This window comes from Streptomyces sp. KR55, from assembly GCF_052245645.1.
In the GTDB taxonomy this organism is placed as follows: Bacteria; Actinomycetota; Actinomycetes; order Streptomycetales; family Streptomycetaceae; genus Streptomyces; species Streptomyces flavusporus.
In genome coordinates, this window is the sequence record NZ_JBQQCE010000016.1 from 22,959 (window position 1) to 42,061 (window position 19,103).

At 68.2% G+C, this 19,103-nt stretch carries 14 protein-coding genes and 1 pseudogene; 10 read left to right on the plus strand and 5 right to left on the minus strand.

The annotated features are described in order from the left end of the window. The first annotated feature begins 14 nt into the window (after positions 1–14). The 5 genes from ACTWQJ_RS04190 (at position 15) to ACTWQJ_RS04210 (ending at position 9,003) form a co-directional block, all read left to right on the plus strand. Positions 15–6,536 carry an RHS repeat-associated core domain-containing protein gene (locus ACTWQJ_RS04190; RefSeq protein WP_443305237.1) on the plus strand — a complete coding sequence of 2,174 codons (6,522 nt, stop codon included), beginning with the start codon at positions 15–17 and terminating at the stop codon, positions 6,534–6,536. 6 nt (positions 6,537–6,542) lie between these two features. Further along, positions 6,543–6,953 (plus strand): Imm10 family immunity protein, encoded by a 411-nt coding sequence (locus tag ACTWQJ_RS04195; RefSeq protein WP_443305238.1) that lies wholly within the window; start codon positions 6,543–6,545, stop codon positions 6,951–6,953. Between the two features lie 339 nt (positions 6,954–7,292). Further along, positions 7,293–7,460 (plus strand): hypothetical protein, encoded by a 168-nt coding sequence (locus ACTWQJ_RS04200; protein ID WP_443305239.1) that lies wholly within the window; start codon positions 7,293–7,295, stop codon positions 7,458–7,460. A 608-nt stretch (positions 7,461–8,068) separates the two neighbouring features. Continuing rightward, the gene (locus ACTWQJ_RS04205; protein WP_443305240.1) at positions 8,069–8,275 is read left to right on the plus strand and encodes a DUF6417 family protein; all 207 of its coding nucleotides are present in this window, start codon (positions 8,069–8,071) and stop codon (positions 8,273–8,275) included. 224 nt (positions 8,276–8,499) lie between these two features. After that, on the plus strand, positions 8,500–9,003 hold the full coding sequence (locus ACTWQJ_RS04210; RefSeq protein ID WP_443305241.1) for a hypothetical protein: 504 nt from the start codon (positions 8,500–8,502) through the stop codon (positions 9,001–9,003). Positions 9,004–9,094: 91 nt separating this feature from the next. Here the strand turns inward: ACTWQJ_RS04210 and ACTWQJ_RS04215 are convergent, their stop codons facing one another. Together ACTWQJ_RS04215 and ACTWQJ_RS04220 are read right to left on the minus strand one after the other, a co-directional pair. Continuing rightward, complete coding sequence (locus ACTWQJ_RS04215; RefSeq protein WP_443305242.1) at positions 9,095–10,183, minus strand: DUF6207 family protein; 1,089 nt, start codon at positions 10,181–10,183, stop codon at positions 9,095–9,097. Between the two features lie 739 nt (positions 10,184–10,922). Then, entirely contained in the window at positions 10,923–11,105 is a 183-nt protein-coding gene (locus ACTWQJ_RS04220; protein WP_443305243.1) for a hypothetical protein, read from the minus strand. 10 nt (positions 11,106–11,115) lie between these two features. On the opposite strand from ACTWQJ_RS04220, the gene ACTWQJ_RS04225 reads away from it, so the two are divergent. From ACTWQJ_RS04225 to ACTWQJ_RS04245, 5 genes and pseudogenes are all read left to right on the plus strand, one after another. Beyond that, positions 11,116–11,487: a hypothetical protein gene (locus ACTWQJ_RS04225; protein WP_443305244.1), complete on the plus strand. Its 372-nt coding sequence runs from the start codon at positions 11,116–11,118 to the stop codon at positions 11,485–11,487. After that, the gene (locus tag ACTWQJ_RS04230; protein WP_443305245.1) at positions 11,472–12,497 is read left to right on the plus strand and encodes a hypothetical protein; all 1,026 of its coding nucleotides are present in this window, start codon (positions 11,472–11,474) and stop codon (positions 12,495–12,497) included. Before ACTWQJ_RS04225 ends, ACTWQJ_RS04230 begins: the two co-directional genes overlap by 16 nt. Positions 12,498–12,713: 216 nt before the next feature. After that, positions 12,714–13,334 carry a hypothetical protein gene (locus tag ACTWQJ_RS04235; protein ID WP_443305246.1) on the plus strand — a complete coding sequence of 207 codons (621 nt, stop codon included), beginning with the start codon at positions 12,714–12,716 and terminating at the stop codon, positions 13,332–13,334. 948 nt (positions 13,335–14,282) lie between these two features. Next, on the plus strand, positions 14,283–14,579 hold the full coding sequence (locus ACTWQJ_RS04240; protein ID WP_443305247.1) for a hypothetical protein: 297 nt from the start codon (positions 14,283–14,285) through the stop codon (positions 14,577–14,579). Next, positions 14,498–14,932: pseudogene (locus ACTWQJ_RS04245) on the plus strand (transposase); the annotation flags it as partial. The gene ACTWQJ_RS04240 and the pseudogene ACTWQJ_RS04245, both read left to right, overlap by 82 nt. 413 nt (positions 14,933–15,345) lie before the next feature. Here ACTWQJ_RS04245 and ACTWQJ_RS04250 read toward each other — a convergent pair. The 3 genes from ACTWQJ_RS04250 to ACTWQJ_RS04260 form a co-directional block, all read right to left on the minus strand. Next, complete coding sequence (locus tag ACTWQJ_RS04250) at positions 15,346–16,266, minus strand: alpha/beta fold hydrolase (protein ID WP_443305248.1); 921 nt, start codon at positions 16,264–16,266, stop codon at positions 15,346–15,348. A gap of 122 nt (positions 16,267–16,388) precedes the next feature. Next, entirely contained in the window at positions 16,389–17,354 is a 966-nt protein-coding gene (locus tag ACTWQJ_RS04255; protein ID WP_443305249.1) for an RNA polymerase sigma factor, read from the minus strand. Positions 17,355–17,419: 65 nt separating this feature from the next. Further along, a complete protein-coding gene (locus ACTWQJ_RS04260; protein WP_443305250.1) occupies positions 17,420–18,103 on the minus strand; it encodes a transglycosylase SLT domain-containing protein in 684 nt (227 codons plus the stop codon). Positions 18,104–19,103: the final 1,000 nt, after the last annotated feature.

The window sequence follows — 19,103 nt, forward strand, 5'->3', positions numbered from 1 at the left end:
CAGGAAGAAGCCACATGAATCCCTTCGGCATACCCTGGCCCGAACCCGGCCGCAGGGGCGGAATCAGACAACGGTGGGTCCGGCGTCTCGCCGCGGCGACTGGTCTGGCCCTGGTTCCTGGCCTGCTCACGCCCGTCGCGTTCGCAGCGGACGTCGACCCGCTGGGCAAGCCTGAGCTGACAGCCGCCCGCTCGGCGAAGGTCACCCCGTTCACCGCCAAGGTGAACAAAGAGGCCACCGCCCTCGTGAAGCGGTCCGCCGCCGCGGACCGGACCGCTGCGGCCAGAGCCCGCCAGGACCAACAGCGCAAGGTCACCTGGCCGAAGCCCGGAAAGGCGGCACTGACCATCCCTTCCCGGGGCACTGCCAAGGCGGCACCCGGATCGCTGCCGGTCACCGTGACCGCACCGAGCAAGGGCACGCCGGCCAAGTCCGTCACCGTCGAGGTCCTGGACCAGAAGAAGGCAGCTCAGCTCGGCGTCAAGGGCATCGTTCTCAAAGTCACCGCGCCCAAGGGAGGGGGTACCGCCCGCCTCGGCGTCGACTACTCGTCCTTTGCCACGGCCTACGGCGGGGACTGGGCAGGGCGTCTGCGTCTGACCCGCCTCGCCGTCTGTGCGGCCGACGAACCGGCCAAGGCAAAATGCCGCAAACAGACCGAACTGGATTCGACCAACAACCGCACCGCAGAGCGCATCACGGCACCGGTGAGTCTCCCATCCAGCGGCGCGTCGATGATGCTGGCGCTGGCGGCGGGGATACAGTCCGGGGCCGGCGACTACAAGGCGACGCCGCTGGCGTCCTCCTCGACGTGGGAAGCAGGCGGCTCGTCAGGCACGTTCACCTGGTCCTACCCCTTGCGCGTTCCACCCGCTGCAGCTGGCCCTGAGCCGAACCTGTCCATCTCCTACGACTCCGGCAGCGTGGACGGACGCACGGCGAGCACGAACAACCAGGGCAGCCAGATCGGCGAGGGCTTCGATCTGACGTCCTCCTTCATCGAGCGCAAGTACGGCGCGTGTGACGATGACGGCCAGACGGACAAGTTTGACCTGTGCTGGAAGTACGACAACGCCTCGCTCGTGCTCAACGGCAAGGCCACGGAGCTGGTCAAGGACGACACCACCGGCGTGTGGCGGCTGAAGAACGATGACGCTTCCACCGTCACCCGCTCCACCGGGGCGGACAACGATGACGACAACGGTGAGTACTGGACGGTCGTCACCGGCGACGGCACCAAGTACGTCTTCGGTCTGAACAAGCTCGACGGCGCTGGCACGGACGACCGCACTGAGTCGGTGTGGACGGTGCCGGTCTTCGGTGACGACGAGGGCGAGCCAGGATACTCCGACGGCACCTCGTTCTCCGGCCGCGACAAACCCCAGGCCTGGCGGTGGAACCTCGACTACGTCGAGGACACTCACGGCAACGCCATGTCGTACTGGTACACGGCCGAGCTCAACAATTACGACAAGCTCGGCGACGACACCATCGGCAGCGAATACGTTCGCGGCGGCTATCTGAAGGAGATCCGCTACGGCCAGCGCGCCGGTGCCTTGTTCTCCGGCTCCCCGGCTGCGTCCAACAAGGTCGTCTTCGACTACGCGGAGCGCTGCCTGGCGTCCGGCACGGGATGCGACTCGCTGACCGAGGACACCCGCGACAACTGGCCGGACGTGCCCTTCGACTCGGTCTGCAAGGACGGCGACAAGTGCACCGGCAACACCGGTCCGACATTCTTCACTCGCAAGCGTCTGACCACCATCACCACTCACGCGTGGAACGCTGCGGCCTCGACCCCCGCGTTCCAGCCGGTGGACGCCTGGACGCTGAAGCAGCTCTATCTGGACCCCGGCGACACCGGTGACTCGACCGACCAGTCCCTGTGGCTGGACGAGATCAGGCACACCGGCAAGCGCGGCACCGACCTCGCACTGGATCCAGTCAGGTTCACGCACGAGATGCGGGCCAACCGCGTCGACGGCACCGCAGACAACATCCTCCCGCTGCACAAGCCCCGCCTGAAGACCGTCACTTCAGAAACCGGCGCGCAGACCATCGTCACCTACCTGGACGCCGACTGTGTCGCCGGCCAGACCATGCCCAAGGTCGACGAGAACACCAAGCGCTGCTACCCGGTGTACTGGTCGCCCAACGGCGAGCAGGACCCCATCCTCGACTGGTTCCAGAAGTACCCGGTCAGCTCGGTGTCGACGACCGACCCGCACGGCGGCTCGGAGGCGGTGCAGCACACCTACCAGTACTCCTCCGCCGGCGGTGCCTGGCACTACAACGAGGACCCGCTGACGCCCGCCAAGGAGCGCACCTGGTCCGTCTGGCGGGGCTTCCAGAAGGTCACCCACCTGGTCGGCATCTCGACCGGCACCCAGAGCAAGACGGTCACCGTCTACCTGCGCGGCATGCACGGCGACCGGGTCCTCGGCCCGGACGGCAAGACGCCGGACCCGGATGCCCGCAAGACGGTGGAGGTCTCCGGCATCACAGCCGGTGCGGTCACCGACTCCGACCAGTACGCCGGCCTCACCCGCGAGAGCGTCACCTACAACGGCACGACTGAGGTCGGCGGCACGATCAACGACCCGTGGTCCAAGCGGACGGCGACCCAGCACAAGTCGTACGCGGACATCGAGGCGTACTACGTCCGCAGCGGTGCCACCCACACCCGCACCAACATCACCAGCGGTGTTGCGCCGCGTGACCGCGTGCGCACGGTGAAGACCACCTACGACGACTACGGCATGGTCGCCACCGTCGAGGACCAGGGCGACGCGGCGGTCACCGGCGACGAGAAGTGCACCCGCACCTGGTACGCCCGCAACGACGACAAGGGCATCAACTCCCTGGTCTCCCGGACCCGTACGGTGGCCAAGCCCTGCGCCACCGCCGACTCGTCCCTGGACCTGCCCGCGGACTCCAAGCGTCCCGGTGACGTCGTCTCCGACACGGCGACGGTGTACGACGACACGACCGCCACAACCTGGTCCGCCAGCCAGAAACCGACTAAGGGCGACGCGGTATGGACCGGACGCGCCAAGGGCTACGGCGTCGATGACGCCCCCCTCTGGCAGAAGGTGGCGACCACGACGTACGACACGCTTGGCCGTCCCCTCCTCGTCAAGAACACCGACGACCTGCAGGTCTCGCAGACGACCTACACACCCGCGGCGACCGGCCCGCTGACGTCGACCGTCGTGGAGAACGCCAAGCTGCACAAGACGACCACCGCGGTCGACTTCGCCACCGGCGCAACCCTCAAGGTCACCGACCCGAACAGCAAGGTCACCGAGTCCGAGTACGACAGCCTCGGCCGTGTTACCAAGGTGTGGCTGCCTGACCGCCTCAAAGTCCTGAACAAGACACCGAATTACGTCTACAACTACAACGTCACCAGCGCTGGCATGTCCTGGGTGTCCACCGCCACCATCAAGGGTGACGGCTCGGGCTACAACACCAGCTACACCTTCTACGACTCACTGCTGCGCACCAGGCAGACACAGTCACCCACCCCGCAGGGCGGCCGGCTCATCTCGCTGACGCTCTACGACACACGGGGCCTTGCGGTCAGCCAGCAGTCCGACATCTGGGACAGCACTTCGGCTCCCGCCTCCACGCCGGTGGAAACCTCCGAAGGCCAGGCCCCGATCCAGACGGACACGACGTACGACGGAGCGGCCCGCCCGATCAAGGCCGTGACCAAGACGCACAGCACGACGCGCTGGACGATCAACACCACCTACACGGGTGACACGGTCACCACCAGCGCACCCAACGGCGGCCAGGCCACCGCAGTCGTGACCAACGCGCTCGGACAGACGACGGAACGCCGCGAATACGCAGGCCCTCAGCCGACCGGCACGGCCTACACCACAACGAGTTACACGTACACGCCGGCAGGAAAGCAGGAGACGATCACGGGTCCGGACCAGACCACGTGGTCGTACACCTACGACCTGTTCGGCCGCCAGGTGACGGCCACCGACCCGGACAAGGGCAAAACCGCCACCGAGTACAACGCCCTCGACCAGAGCATCAGCACCACCCCGAACGACGACAGCAGCAAGAAGCTGCTCTACGAGTACGACGTGCTCGGCCGCATGACCGGCACGTGGCAGGCCACGAAGACGGACGCCAACAAGCTCGCAGCCTGGACATTCGACACCCTGGCCAAGGGCCAGCTGGACAGCTCGGTCCGCTACGACGGCGGCCTGACCAAGGCCTACACCCGGAAGATCACCGCCTACGACAGCCTCTACCGCGCCACCGGCAACCAGCTGATCCTCCCCGACACCGAACCACTGGTCGCCGGGCAATTCGTTCCAAAAACGCTGTCGTTCACCACCGGCTACAACGCCGACGGCACGATCAGCCAGTACGCCTCCCCTGCAGTGGGCGGCCTTCCTGCCGAGACGGTGTCCTCCAAGTACAACGCCACCGGCCACCAGATCAGTTCCACCGGTACCACCAGCTACCTGCAGGGTGCAGCGTTCTCCCCCCAGGGCGACCTCCGCCAGCTCACCGTGGGCACCGACCCCACAAGCTCCGCGAAGAAGGCCTACCTCAACTGGGACTACGAGCCAGGCACCCGGCGCCTCACCCGCTCCTTCGTCACCGACGACGTCCACGGCTACATGCCGCAGGAGCTGAAGTACACCCAGGACGACGCCGGCAACGTCACCTCGGTCTTCGACGCCACCACCCAGGGCGGCACCACGAAGGCCGACTACCAGTGCTTCACCTACGACGGCCACCGCCGCCTGACCGAAGCCTGGACCCCCAAGACCGCAGACTGCGCGGCAACCGGCCGCACCATCTCCAACATCGACGGGGCAGCCCCGTACTGGACGTCGTACACCTACACCGACAGCGGTCAGCGCAAGACCGAGACACAGCACACGACTGCTGACGCCCAAACCACCACCTACACCTACAACGACACCACCGACAACAAACCACACACCCTCGACAAGACGACCGGTGCCCGCTCCGCCAGCTACCGCTACGACAGCGCCGGCAACACCACCTCCCGCCCCGGCCCAACAGGCCAGCAGACGCTCGCCTGGAACACCGAAGGCGACCTCGCCACCCTCACCGAAGGCACCAAGGAAACCAGCTACCTCTACGACGCAGACGGCGAGCTACTCATCCGCCGCGCCAAGGGCGACGGCGACACCGTTCTCTACCTAGGCGGTACCGAAGTCCGCCTCACGGTCAAGGGCACCACGAAGACACTGACTGGTTCCCGTTACTACGGAGCCAACGGCAAGACCATCGCCGTCCGAACCGCGACCACCGGGGTCTCGGGCACGAAACTCAGTTTCCTCGCCAGTGACCATCACGGGACGTCCAGCATCGCCCTCGAAGCGGGCACCTACGCGGTCACCAAGCGCTACGTATCGCCGTTCGGCAGCACCCGGGGAACCAAGGCGACCGGCTGGCCCGACGACAAGGCATTCCTCGGCAAACCTGCCGACGAGTCGACCGGACTCACGCATATAGGGGCCCGCGAGTACGACCCGGGAACCGGCCAGTTCATCAGCGTCGACCCCCTGCTGGAGCTCGACAAGCACCAGACCCTCAACGGCTACAGCTACGCCGTCCAGAACCCACTCACGCACAGCGACCCCACCGGCATGGGACTTGCCTGTGGCGGCCAAGGCGACGACACACCCTGCCCCACACGCCCCGACGGCACACCCGGAAACGGGCGCCCCGGAGAAGCAGTCGACTGGTCCCAGCCCCTCCCTGACCACCCCTGCAACAGCAACTGCGGCTACACCCCTCAAAGCGGAACAGCGCAGGGCGGAAGCGATGGTGTAAAGGAAGGCCCCAAGGATTCTGAAGGATGTTCATCCTGGGGATTCCTCTCCAGCGTCTGCTCCGGCGTCGGGGAATTGTTCTACGGGGCCGTCAGCAACGTTCCGCACATGGCGGAATACTTCGGCTGGATGTTCGACAGTGACTGCCGCGGAAACGGTGGCCCCGGAGCGCCCGGCTGTGATTACGGAGCTCAGTTCGACAATTGGGTTGCAGGCCACGGCTACGACATCACCAGCGATAGCTATCAGGTTCCCAGCGCTCTCGCAGCAATCTTTAGCCACAGGCCCATTTATGGAAAGGGAAACAAACCTTTCGCGGGAAGCATGGTAGGCCCCACGACGAAGTCGACCCACTGGGCCCTCGTTGAAGTGCGCAATGCCAAGGGAGTTCTGACCAACTCGTACTCACTGCGAAGCGGAACTCAAACGCCCGAAGAGAAAGCCCTCGGGTTCCCGAACAACACCCAGGCCAGCCACACGGAGTGCAGGGCTTGCAGAATGTCGGGAGGATCCCCAACAGTCCATATATCAGGCGACCGCTACGCCAACCTGGCTCCAGTAGATCCTGGAGACACTGTGACCATCCACGGCACGAAGGCGCCATGCACGCAGTGCCAGGGGTCGATGCGTCGTGCGGCTGATGAGACAGGGGCTACCTTCGTGTACGTTTGGAACGGAAACACTTGGACCAGTGGGTGAGAAGATATGAGTCGTCTTGACTGGCTTGTCAGAGTCGTAACCGCCGAGGAGAATGTTCCCGATTCATGCTTCATCGTCGGCATCGCTGAAGATCAGTACGGCGAAAGTGGGCATTTCATCTTTCAGGCTGGCCTGACAGCCCCTGACGAGCAATCCCGTCGGCTCGAGCTGGACAGCTATTGCATCCTCAACGAGACGGGGGGCGTCCACTATGGGGGGTTGAAGAAGGTTTCTCTCTCTCCAAGCAGGATCAGCTTCCAATTCAACCCTGAGGCAGTTGCAGAGCTCGACCTTCCGGCCCCAGAAATCGAACTGGATATTGCGCCTGAGGCGGACCTGGAGCAACTGCGCGCTGGCCTGCGCCGAGTTCTGACCTACGGAAACCCAGAAAAGGTCCCCGAAATCTCGGAACTCTGACCTAGACGACGCCAATCGGTGGCCCAGCCTACGTCTGGGTCACCGATTTCATTTGAGGTGGTGACGGGCCCGCCACGAGGTGCGTCAGCCGGCGCCGCAGGCGATCGAGGCTAAGGGCTTGCTTGAGGCTTCCAGGGCCGCCTCCAGGCGCGCCGTGTTCTCCACCTCTCCAGCGGCGTTGAGCAGCTGATCGGTGGCGCGGCGACGGCCGGGTCGGGATATTCGGTCGGACCATCTGCCGACCTGTGCCGTGATCAGTGGCCCCAGCCGACCCGGGCCGCCCTCGACGCGAGTAGACCGCGCCCACCGGGGAGTCCGCTTCCAGACACCAGCCGCTCGGTGCTCCCAGATCTCCCGGCCCACGCCGTCTTCGGGCGGCGGTGCGTTTCCTTCAACATCCCCGTCAGCCCCACCCGCGGACAGCTCACCGCACTCGCCTACGAGCTGAGCCGCCCGCGGTGCACCGCCGCCCGCATCGCCGCCCTCCTGCGCACCTGGAAACCGTGATAGCGGCCGACGGCGGGACGGCGCACGCCCGGCTGTGCGCCCCCGCTGAGCCGCGGCCGAGCAGGCCTGTCGGCATGCCGCGCCGGGGCCTCCCTGTGGCCCACGGTCCGGCAGGTCAGCAGCGGGCAAGGCGCTGAGGCGGCCGCGTCGTGACCGGGATGGGCAGCCGGCTTCCGCCGCGCGCGGTGCCGCGCGACGCCCTTTCCCGGCCGCGACTGACATCAGAACGGACGACGGGCCCCGCAGAGCGGGCAGCGCGTGCGGCATCCGTTGGGGTCACGGCGGGCGGATGATGATGGAGAGCTCCCGTCCCGTGGTTTCCCCGAGCCGGGACGGGAGCTCATCCCCGGTCGTACCGGGTGGGAATGCCCGAGGGGCGGTCCGTGTTGTGAGGGGCGTGGTTGTGGAGGGGACAGTGTCCCCGGGCCTCACCTGTTGCCTGCAGGGACGATCGTTCGGCTGAAGCCCTGCAGAGCCTTTCGCCGCGTAGGCGACCGCCCTTCACGACCACCACATCCCCTCCAGCCCCGGCCGGTGCCCTCGCCGGCCGGGGCTGGACACATGTCGGGCCGCGTGACCGGCTGGAGCCGGGGTACCTTGCCCAGATCATGGACGACTACGAGTACGTCGATCTGGACGACATCGACATCCCGCCCGCCGCGCACACCGTGGAGCGCCTGGCCCTGCTGACCCTGGAAGAGGCGCACGACCTGCTCCGGCTGCTGCAGACGGTGGCGCAGCAGGACGGGCCGGTGTCACCGGAGGCGGATCGGCTGGCGCGCGAGATTGCTGCCCGCATCCCTTCGGAGAACTGACCCGCGCCCGGGCACTGTGCGCGCAGGCCATCGAGGCCGGCCTGGTCGTACGGGCTGCCTGCGTGCGAGCCAAAGTCCGCATGGTGATGTCCTAATCAATCCTCTTGCGGACTTCCGTTCGCATACCAGCAGGGCGACGCCGGGCAGAACTCCTCTTCACCGTGACAGCCGCGAGGGGGAGGAAGTCTGTGGACTGGGCGACGACCGTGACCACGATCGGAGGCGTGGCAGCGACGCTGATCGGTGTGCTGGCCGGCTCACTGCTCACCAGCCGGACCGACCGGATGCACTGGTCTCGCGACAAGCAGATCGAAGCGTGCGCCGCCATCGTTGCCGAGTCCACCCGCATCCAGCTCGCCCTACGGCGGGCGTGGCGTCACGGCGACCCCGTGGACTGGGTGCCCTGGAATGTGGCTCTCGGAACGATCTGGCTGGTGGGCAGCCCGGCCGTCGTCACCGCCGCAGCGACCATGGACCAGGTCTTCTGGGATCACAGGAACCAGTTCATCCAGCAGACCGCCACCAGTGAGGCAACCTGGAATGAGGCCAGGGACCTGATGGAAGCCGCCCGGCTGGACTTCATCAACGCGGCCCGGCTGCACGTCGATCCCCGGCACAACAAGCTCACCCAGGTGCCGGTCAGCCGCCCTCCGCTGCACCAGGCCACCGGGCCCAGCACGGGCCCGCCACCGACCGGACGCGCAACGCCGGACACATCAAGCGCCTGACCTCGGGCGCGGGTCGTCCGGGCCGGGTAAAACGCCGTGCGATGCGCGGGCCCGAGTACGCAGGGACTCCCGACGGCTGACCGTCCCCGGGTCAAGACGGCTGCGTAGCCCGGGTGTGGGAAGCCTGCAGGGGCTCGGTGAGCGGGCGTCGGTCCAGGTAGTAGCGCAGCCGCGCGCCTTGCTGGCCGACCTCCCTGGCGGTGCGCTCGGCTGTAGCCGTCTCCCAGCAGGCGGCGATCGCCTCCTTGAAGAAAGCGGACGCGGACTCGTCCTCGGCGGCCGCGACTTCCACCAGGACCCGTTCCGGCTCCTGTGCGCGATCCTCGCCGGGGTGGTCGCTGGTGTCGGGCTCGACCGGACGGCGGTTGGGCAGGTCCGTCGCCAGGGGCCTGCCACGGCGGGCGGAACGTTGGGTGGCCGCGAGGATGATCTCAAGGTGCTCGGCGAAGTCGGGTCCTGGCAGGGGGATTTCGTAGTCGGGGTGGCGGGTGTAGCCGGCGGCGACGGCGGCGGTGACGTAGTCCATGACGGCGACGGTGGATTCCGTGTGTCCGCGCGGTGCGGCCGGGGTGAGACGGCTGAGGATGCGCAGGACGGTGGGGATGCTGGTGTCGACGCTGAGGCTGTAGGCGGGTGTGCCGTTGTCGGCGGGAGGGTCGGTGGGGGTGTCGATGCCGGTCTGTTCGTGCCAGAAGGCGGCCGCATGTGTGTCGCCGTGCGCGAGGTGGAGCAGGTAGAGGCAGTAGGAGGCGGCGGCGTCACCGGCACCGGCGGCGTACTGCCACCAAAAGCGTGCGCCGTCTTCGGCGTGGGCCAGGTGCAGGACACAGCCGAGGATCCAGGCGCCACGCGGGGTGGGCAGCTGCTCGGTGATGAAGTCGGCGACCTGGCCGGGGGTGGAGTGGGCGACGGCCGCCTCACACAGGGCCTGGAGGTTCTGCGCGGCAGTGTCGTCCGCCAGGTCGCGGCCGCAGCTGTCCCACAGGGGGGTGTCCTCAAAGCTGAGCGCGGGGTAGGCGGTGTCCTCGTACGCGACGGTGTCCGACGGGACTTGGGGGTCTTGCATCAGCAGGGAGCGGGAGAGGAGGGCTGCAGGCGGCGTGGTCCGCAGTGGCCCCAGTGCCTCGGAGAGAGTCCAGCAGTTGCGCGTGTCCAGCTGCATAAGTATCCCCTCGGGCATGAGCTGGAGGCTATCCGGGCGGACGACGGTACGGCGCGGCCAACATCGACTGGCGGCGGAAGATCCTGTTGCCGACGGGCGTACCAAGCCCCTCGACCATCACGCCATTGTCGCCGCGGGAGACATCACCGGCGATGGCCAAACCGACTTCCTCGCCACCGTCGGCGACGAGTTGTGGGCCTTCCCCGGGTACCACGGGGCGACGATCGACCAGGCATCCTCCTGTCCGGCTCCGCGTGGACCAATCGCGACCTGGTGACTGCCGTGAACGTTAGCGGAGTCGCCATCGCCGACATCATCTACCGCTCCGAGCCTCGGGGTGGCTTCTGCTCCGCAAGGGCAACGCCCCGAGCGGGGGGTGGGACCGACCTCAACTCGCTGGCCTCCGCCGCGAACTCCTCGGGCGGGGCGACACGGGGTACGGCGTCTATGGCCAGCGGGTGATCGGGGCGCTGATGGTGTCCGGACCGGTGGACATCGCGGCAGAGCCTTGACGAGATGCAAATGCAGCAGGCAAGGAGCCCATGCCTAGGTAAAGTGAAGCCCAAGAGGTTCGTACGCACTCTGAAGTCAGAACGACGAACCGGCCGTTCGCACCTTGCAGTTGGAACGGATCGTCGCGGTATTGATGGAACTGCATGCGCCGCAGGTGCAGAAGTCTGCCTTATTCGCGGGGTGAGGTTGCAGTGGCGATCGAAGGTGCACGGAGACAGCGAAAGCGGCAGATCGGTTGGGCGGCTTACGGTGCTACGGCCACTCTGATCGCGACCGGATGTACGTCATCTGATACAGGCGACGCGAACCCGTCCGGCGCGAGCGACGTGTCGACGGGCACGCCCAGTGCCGCGACTTCCGGATCGCTGGCACCCTCCTCCTCGGCTGCAACTGCACGCGAGTTGGCCATCGCGGCGTACTTGGGCATGTGGCAGAGCATGGCCGAGGCGGGGGAGACGTCGAACTGGAGGTCTCCGAGGCTGACGCAGTACGCCACCGGCGATGCTCTGTCGGCGATCACCCGTGGCCTGTACGCGGACCACAAGAACGGGCTGGTGTCCAAGGGGCGGCCGAAGAACTCGCCGAAGGTCACCGAGGTCGATCCGGCGAAGAATCCGACCACGGTGATGATCTCCGACTGCGGAGACTCCACACACTGGCTGCACTACCGCGCCGCCACCGGCAAGCTCGCGGACGACGAGCCGGGCGGGTATCGGGCGATCACGGCCGAGGTCAAGGCACAGGCCGACGGGCAATGGAAGGTCACACGTTTCGCCGTCGAGGGGATTGGATCATGCTCCGGCGAGTAGTGATCGTGACGGGCTTGACGGCGCTCGGGGTGGTCGGGAGCGTGGTTCCGGCCCTGGCAGACGACCCCTGGACCACGGTCGACTGTGCCCAGAACCCCCACCCCGGATGCGACCTGGGCGCCGGAGACGGCGGCGCGCAGCAGCCCGCTCCCCATTCCGGAGGCGGCGGTGGTGTTCCCGGGCAGAGGCGCGGAGGCGGCACCGGTGGTGGCGCACCGCAGCCTCCCAGGTTTGCCAACCCCGACCTGAACCGGGCCAAGTGCTCCTACCAGCGCAGCGACTACCAGCCGTCCACGGTGGCACCGGCGGCGTACGTCCCCACGCCGAGCAACCGCGTCCCGGCGGTTCAGCCCGCGGTGTTCCGGGCGTACGGCCCGTCGGCAGCGGCCCGGCGGGTGGATGATCCCCAGCCGGGGGAGGACGGTGCCTGGTACGTGTATCGGTGCGAGGCGGGCGGCGTTCGGGATGCGTACTACCGGCCGCCGGTGTGGATCCCCGACGCGCAGAATCCGGGCGGCGGCGGGCCGCAGGTCGACCCGGCGGCGCTCGCCGAGCAGGCGCGCGACCAACTGCGCCTTCCCTCACCGAAGATCGAGACGAACCCCGTCGACGATCAGCTGGTGAATCTGCCGACGTGGCTGTGGCTGGACCGTGACGACTGGGGGCCGGTGTCGGCGACCGCTTCGGTGCCGGGGGTGTCGGTTACCGCGACGGCCCGCCCGACGACGGTCGTGTGGGCGATGGGCGACGGCAGCTCGGTGACCTGCAAGGGACCGGGGACGCCGTATGCGGCGGGCGGCAACCCGAAGAGCTCCTCGCCGGACTGCGGCCACACTTATCGCTCCTCATTGGCCGACCGCCCGAATCAGGCGTATGCGGTCTCCGCGACGGTCCACTGGACCGTGACCTGGGCGGGGGCCGGCGAATCCGGCACGTTCCCCGACCTGACGACCACGTCGACCGCCGCCTTCCGCGTCGCGGAGAGCCAGGCGCTGAACACCGGCGGCTGAGCACCGAGCGCAACGCCCCTCCCTGGGATCGATGGGGGAGAGGCCACAACCCACAACCGATCAAGCTCACCGCGTCGGCGACGCGGTGCGGAGCAGCCCTGTACCGGGAGGTGGCAGGTGGTGAGTACCCGTGTGCCCGCGCACTCGGATCCGGCCTCGGTGACGAGGGACAGTGTGTCGGCAGAAACCAGCCGGGCGGGCCGGAGAAGGGGGCAGATGCCCACCCGGTTGACCGGCATGCCCCGCCCCCGGCGCCTTCCCTATCTGCTTCTGGGGGCGCTGCTCGTCTTGGGGTGCGCAACCGCCGGCGTGCTTGTCGGAACTCAACTGGGCTACCGGGAAGCGGTGTTGGTCTTGGCGCGCCCGGTCTCCGTCGGCCAGCAGTTGAGTGCCCGGGACCTGCGCGAGATCAGTGTCTCGGCGGACAACAGCCTCGAAACGATTCCGGCCCGTTCGCGGTCGACGGTGGAGGGACGCCCTATTGCCTACAGCCTGCCTGAGGGAGCATTGCTGACCACGGACGTGCTGGGGCGGGCGCAGGTGCCACCGGCCGGGCAGGCGGTGGCGGCGGTCGGGCTGAAGGCGGGGCAGTTCCCGCCTGGCCTGCAGCCGGGAAACCGCGTCACGGTCGTCGTGGCGTCGAGCGGCAGTGAGGCCACCGGATCGGCCACGTCGTCGTCCTCGTCCTGGGAAGCCACGGTCATCGCCGTGGAGTCCCGGGCAAACGAACAGACGACGGTCGTCTCCTTGCAGATGGACCAGGGTGATGCGCGACGGCTCGCCGCGGCGCCCGAGGGCCAGATCAGCGTGGTCGTGGTGCACGGGGGTGGGCAGTGACCCTGGTCGCGTTGTGCAGCCTGAAGGGATCGCCCGGGGTGACCACGGCCTCGGTGGCGCTGGCCGCTCGCTGGCCGAGCGGACAGCAGCCGGTCGTCGTGGAGTGTGATCCGGCCGGGGGAGACCTGCTGACCCGGTTCCGGCTGGGGATCTCCCCGGGACTGGTGAGCCTGGCGGCCGCCGCGCGGCGGGCTGCCGAACCGGGGCTGATCTGGCAGCACACCCAGCGCCTGCCCGGCGGGCTGCCTGTGGTGGTGGGACCGGCCGGAGCGGAACAGGCCCATGCCGCGCTGGCGCAGATCACCGACAGCCGTACGGCGCTGTTGCGACGCGCTGCGGACCGGCCGGGGACGGTGGTCGTCGCGGATTGCGGGCGAGCCGATCCCGGCTCGCCCGCGGTGCCGGTGATGCGGACGGCCGACGTGCTGCTGTTGCTGACCCGCGCCCATGATGACGCCCTGTCCCACGTGGCCACGCGGCTGGATGCGGCGGCGCGCTGGTCGAGGCGCCCCTGTTTCGTCCTGGTCGGCGACGGTTATCCGACCGGTGAGATCACTGAGACGCTGGGGATCGAGGTGCTGGGGCGCATCCCGGAGGATCCCAAGGGAGCCGCGACGCTGGGAGGGCAGCCCGGCCGGCGCTCTGCACCGGTTCATTCGCCGCTGGGGCGGGCCATGGTTGGGATCGCTGCAGCGGTCGCCTCGGCGCCGTACCAGCAGACGGGGTCGGCTCAGGGAGCGGTACGCGGCCTGCCCTCCGCCACTGGCGAGTCCGGCGAGGCGACCTCCTCGGGTAGGGACTGGGTGGCCTCCTCGTGGACACTCACCGGGATGTTCATGTCGCCGCTGTGCTCTCCGGGCCCGGTGCGGCGCTTGGCACTGCGGCCTTTCCCGCCACCGCGTCCGGCTACCGCCTGCTTCTTGATTGCCCTACGTCCTTCCACTCGCCGTGTGCTTGCTGATCGAGGAGCCGCTGCTCGACGCCTACTTCTACGAGGGCGACCTGTTGCTCGCTGCCGTCAATGCCCCTGCGTCGGCCTGGGCCCTGCTGCCAGAGCTCGGCGCGCGGCTGCGGGCCGTGATCACGACTTTGCCGGAGGTGATGGTCGCCGGCCTGCCCCGCGGTGCTGCCGAGGATCTTGCCTGCTTCGTCGCGCGGCTCGAGTCGCCGACACCCTCGGACTGCTGCTTGCGGTGCTGGTCACGGCCGCGAGCGTGCAGGACTCCGTCGCCGGCACCCACCTGATCGACCAGGTGGCCGCCGCCCACCCCACCATCCGCAAGGTCTGGGTCGACGGTGGCTACCGCCAGCACCTCGTCGAGCACGCCGCCGCCCTCGGCATCGACATGGAAATCGTCCAACGCACCCCCGGGGCCAGGGGATTCACCCCGCTGCCGAAGCGTTGGACGGTGGAGCGGACCTACGGGTGGCTGATGTTCCACCGCCGCCTCACGCGCGACTACGAGACCCTCCCAGCCCGCTCCGAAGCCATGATCCACCTCGCCATGACCGACCTGATGGCCCGCCGCCTCACCGGCGAAGCCACCATCTCCTGGCGCGACCCGACACCACGGGATCAAACACCAATTCCGGGATGAAACATCGGGAGAAAACGACCTCTAATGCGCGTGCTGACGGCGACTAGGAATGCCGGTCATTGATCCATTGGGAAGTTCCCAGCGGTTGCGGGCGATGACTGCGCAGGTCCGAACGCCCCGGGGTGGCGCCGACAGTATCTGTAAGGCCCCGTAGCCGACGTGAGCTGGTACTTTCCGGCACGGTAACGGTGCCGCAGGTGCGTCGGCGCCGTCGTAGGGGTGGTTCCCGGTGACCACTCCGAGCGAAACGCGGCGCGGTGCGTCTGCGGGTGTCCGTGACGCCCCTCCGAGCGGCGCTGGTACGGGTGTCGGCGTTGAGGTGTGCGTGCGTCGTGGCTGTGCGCTGGTGGTGCCGTCGGTGGCCGGGTTCACGTGCGTCGGCCCTCTGCGGGCCGACGCACGTCGTGAGGTGCCTACGCGGCTCCGTCCCGCGGGCCGCCGGTCCGCAGGGCGAAGTCACGGACCGCGCCCGCGAACAGCTCGGGCTCCTCGATGTGCCCCATGTGGCCGCTGTTCTCCAGTACCAGCAGCTGCGAGTCGGGGATCAGCTCATCGAGTTCGAGTGCCCAGCGAGGCCCGCAGATCACGTCGTGCCGGCCCACGACGACCAGAGCCGGCGGCTCCAGTCCCTTGAGGGCAGGGCGGTCGTCGATGACATCGGGTACGAGGTCCTCGTCCAGGCCTGAGATGTAGGTGGCCCGGATCGCGTCCCGGAACGGGGCCAGCCGCTCCTCGTTCCCCCAGTAGTCGGCAAAGTAGGACGGGAGCACACCGCGGGCGACCGTCACGGTCTGCTCGTCGCTGGAGATGGTGGACATCGCGCCGAACGCGGCCAGCACACCGGGCAGTCCGGGGTGACCGGCGTGCTGCGCGGCGAACGCCTCCACCCTGCGGCCCGCCTCCGCGCCGTGTTCGGGACCAGTGACGGGCGCGCCTTCGTACAGCACGACGCCCGCCACCTGCTCGGGGCGGTACAGGGCGTGGTAGGCGGCCACGAACGCGCCGTGCGAATGCCCCAGCAGGTGCACCTTCCGCACGCCGAGCCGGTTGATCAGCACCTGCAGGAAGCGGCTGTACCTCTCCCGGGTGTAACCGTGCGGGTGCGAGGGGAGACGGCTGTCCTCGGCGGTGCCGACGGGCTCGACGTAGACCATCGTCAGATGCTCTTCGAGGGCGGGCATGCGCAGGTAGTCCCAGAAGATGCCGGGACCGCCGGGGAGCGCCACGCACACCGGGCCGCTGCCGTGCACGTGATAGCGCTGGACGATTCCGCCCGTCTGGTAGGAGTGGGTGCCGGGGGAGAGGGGGTCGGTGTGTGCGGTGGGTATGTTCATCGGGATCTCCGTAGGGTCCGCAGGTGTCTGTGACACCGACAAGACGCTCCGGAATCCGAGAAGTTTTATCGCCTAAATGTGATCTGGGTCATATTGTTGGGGTGAGGTGGCAAGGCCCGGACTCAGGCCGCGGCAGGCGCGGGCGCGGCCTCGGGGCGTGCTGCGTGATAGAGGGAGACCCGGTCGAAGCGGCCGCCGTCCAGCGACATGATCCAGGCGACCCCGGGCGGGCAGTGGTCCGGATCGTCGGGCGGGTTGACCAGTTCCATCTCCCAGACGACCAGGGACCGGCCGGCCACCACATGCAGGGGGCGCTGGCGCACACCCGCCGAGAGGTCCCAGTCCATCCCTGCCCGCAGGAGGTCGGCTCCGCCGAGCCGCTGGCCTCCGGTCAGCAGCGAGACCTCGGGGGAGTAGCGGTCCCTGACCACCTTGCCGAACTCGCCGCGCTCGGCGGCCGCGAGTGTCTCGCGTACCTCCTGCCAGCTGGCTTCGGTGCGGCGTGTCACGTCCTCGTGCGCCGAGGCCGCGGTGGCGGTCAGGGTCTGGGCGAGGGCGCCGCGTGCCTGGTTCAGCCGGCTGCGCACGGTGCTGACGGGAACGGAGCAGGCTTCGGCGATCTGCTGGTACGAGGTGATCCCGGTGGAGAAGTAGCGCAGGACGAGCGGCAGGCGCAGGGTCGGGGACAACGCCTCGACGGCCTCCCAGATCCAGTCCCGCAGTGCATGGGTCTGCAGGACCTGCTCGGGTGTGCCGCCGTCCGATGGCAGCGGTACCCACTCCATGGGCTCGACACGGCGCGAGGCGCGCAGCAGCGTCCGGCAGCTGTTGCGCACGACCACGCGCAGCCATGGCCCCACGGCTTCCGGATCGCGTACGTCCACGATCCGGCGCAGCGCCACCAGCGCCGCTTCCTGCATAACGTCGTCCACGTCCGGGCCCGGCCCCAGCAGGCTGAGCGCCACCGCGCGCATCCCGGGCCGGTGACGCTCCAGCAGCAGGGCGAGCGCCGATACGTCGCCCGCCTGCGCGGCCCGTGTCAGAGCTGCGTCCTCCGTCGGCCCGGTGTCTCCCGGTATCCCGCTCATGCCTTGTCCTCCCGGCCGCGACACGTGTCTTCTTTCGACCCTAACCGCTCCGAGGGGCCCGGGGCTCAGTACCAGTGGTTGGCCTGCCAGAACGCCCAGGCGCCACAGGGGCTGTCATAGGTGCTGTTCATGTAGTTGAGGCCCCACTTGATCTGGGTGGCCGGGTTGGTCCGCCAGTCGGCGCCGACGGAGGACATCTTGGAGCCGGGCAGTGCCTGGAAGAGGCCGTACGCACCGGAGGAGGCGTTGACCGCCGTGTAGTTCCAGCTGGACTCGTGGTCCACGATGTTGCTGAAGCACTGGAACTGGTCGCCGGGCACCATCTGTGCGGCCATCGCCTGAATCTGCGCGACGGTGTAGGAGCTCTGGACGGGGAAGCCGGAGGCGTCCCGGGAAGCCGCTGCCTTGGCCTCGGCGCGCTCCTTGGCCTCCTGTTCCGCCTGCTGGGCGGCCTCCTTCTTCTCGATCGCGGACTTGGCGGCCGCCTTGCGGGCCGCCTCCTCGGCGTCCTTCTTGGCGCTCGCGTCGGCGGCGATGGCCTGGACATCGGCCTGCCGCGTCAGGGACGCGGTCTGCACCTGGGCCTGGTGGCCCGCCGGTATGTCCGTGAGGAGCGCGGTGTCGGCTGCCGTCGCCTCGGCGTCGTTGTTCTGCGCGACGCTGCCCGAGGCAACGCCGACGACGCTTCCGACAGCGGTGACCGCGGTGGCAGAGGCCACCGCGAATCCCCGGACCGAAATCGGGCTCACACGTTTTCCTTCCGGTTCGTCCGTAGGCTCGTGCCGCGACTGTCGCAGCTATCTCGCTGCGGGGGCCGGCAGTTGGAACACTCTGCCGTGCCGGAGCAGAGGGTGCAATCGTGAAGCAGGTGTGAACACTCACACCTGATGTCAGCCGAGCAGTTCGCGAAGCTGAACCCTCTGCCCTGTTCGATCCGTGTACGTAGGGGTTTCACGTAGGTCGGTGACCATGACGCAGAAAGGCTGGTCCTCTGACATGTCCAAGGTATTCACGAAGCCTTTTGAAGTCCGTTGGGACGACGGGACCTGAACGGCCATGTGTGCAACACGAGATACCTGGAGTACGCGGGCCGTGCACAGGGCAGGTTTCGCCCCTGTGACGCTCGGCGACGAGGTCCGCTATCTGCGCGAGGACGCGCGCAGGATCGCCGCGCCGCCGACCGGACTGCGGACTGTCATGGAAGAGGCTCGGGCTGCCGACTGCGAGAACCTCAGCCGAAACCCTGGCTTTCAGGGCCGGCCCGGTATGGTGGGTGGAGCGGCCGCCCTCACGTCGGGGGAAGAGCATGAGGACGACCGCCCCGTCCTGCGGCCAGGTCAGCCAATCAACACCCTGACCGCAGGAGTTCCTACCTGGGGCAAGGGGATCGGAGCCGTGGCAGGTTCACGGATGGGACAAGACAATCGCGCCGGATGTCTCCGGCTCCTCTGCCGACGGATCCCCCCGGAGGCGGCCGTCGGTCGGGCACGACCTCGCCTGCCGCGAAATCCCCCAGATGAAAGGGCTGTCGGCCGGTCCGGCGCCCCTTGATCCCGCACAGATCGGAGTGCCGGATGACGAACGACCCTACGGCGACGCCCACTCGAGGATTGCTTCCGGAAGCCGCCCGACTACGGCGGCACGTGGAGTTCCTCGCCGCCGAGCCGCGCAGTCGGCTGCGGGCACCTCGGGCGATGCAGCGCGCCGAGGCCTACGTCCATGACGAACTGACCGCCGCGGGCTGGCTGG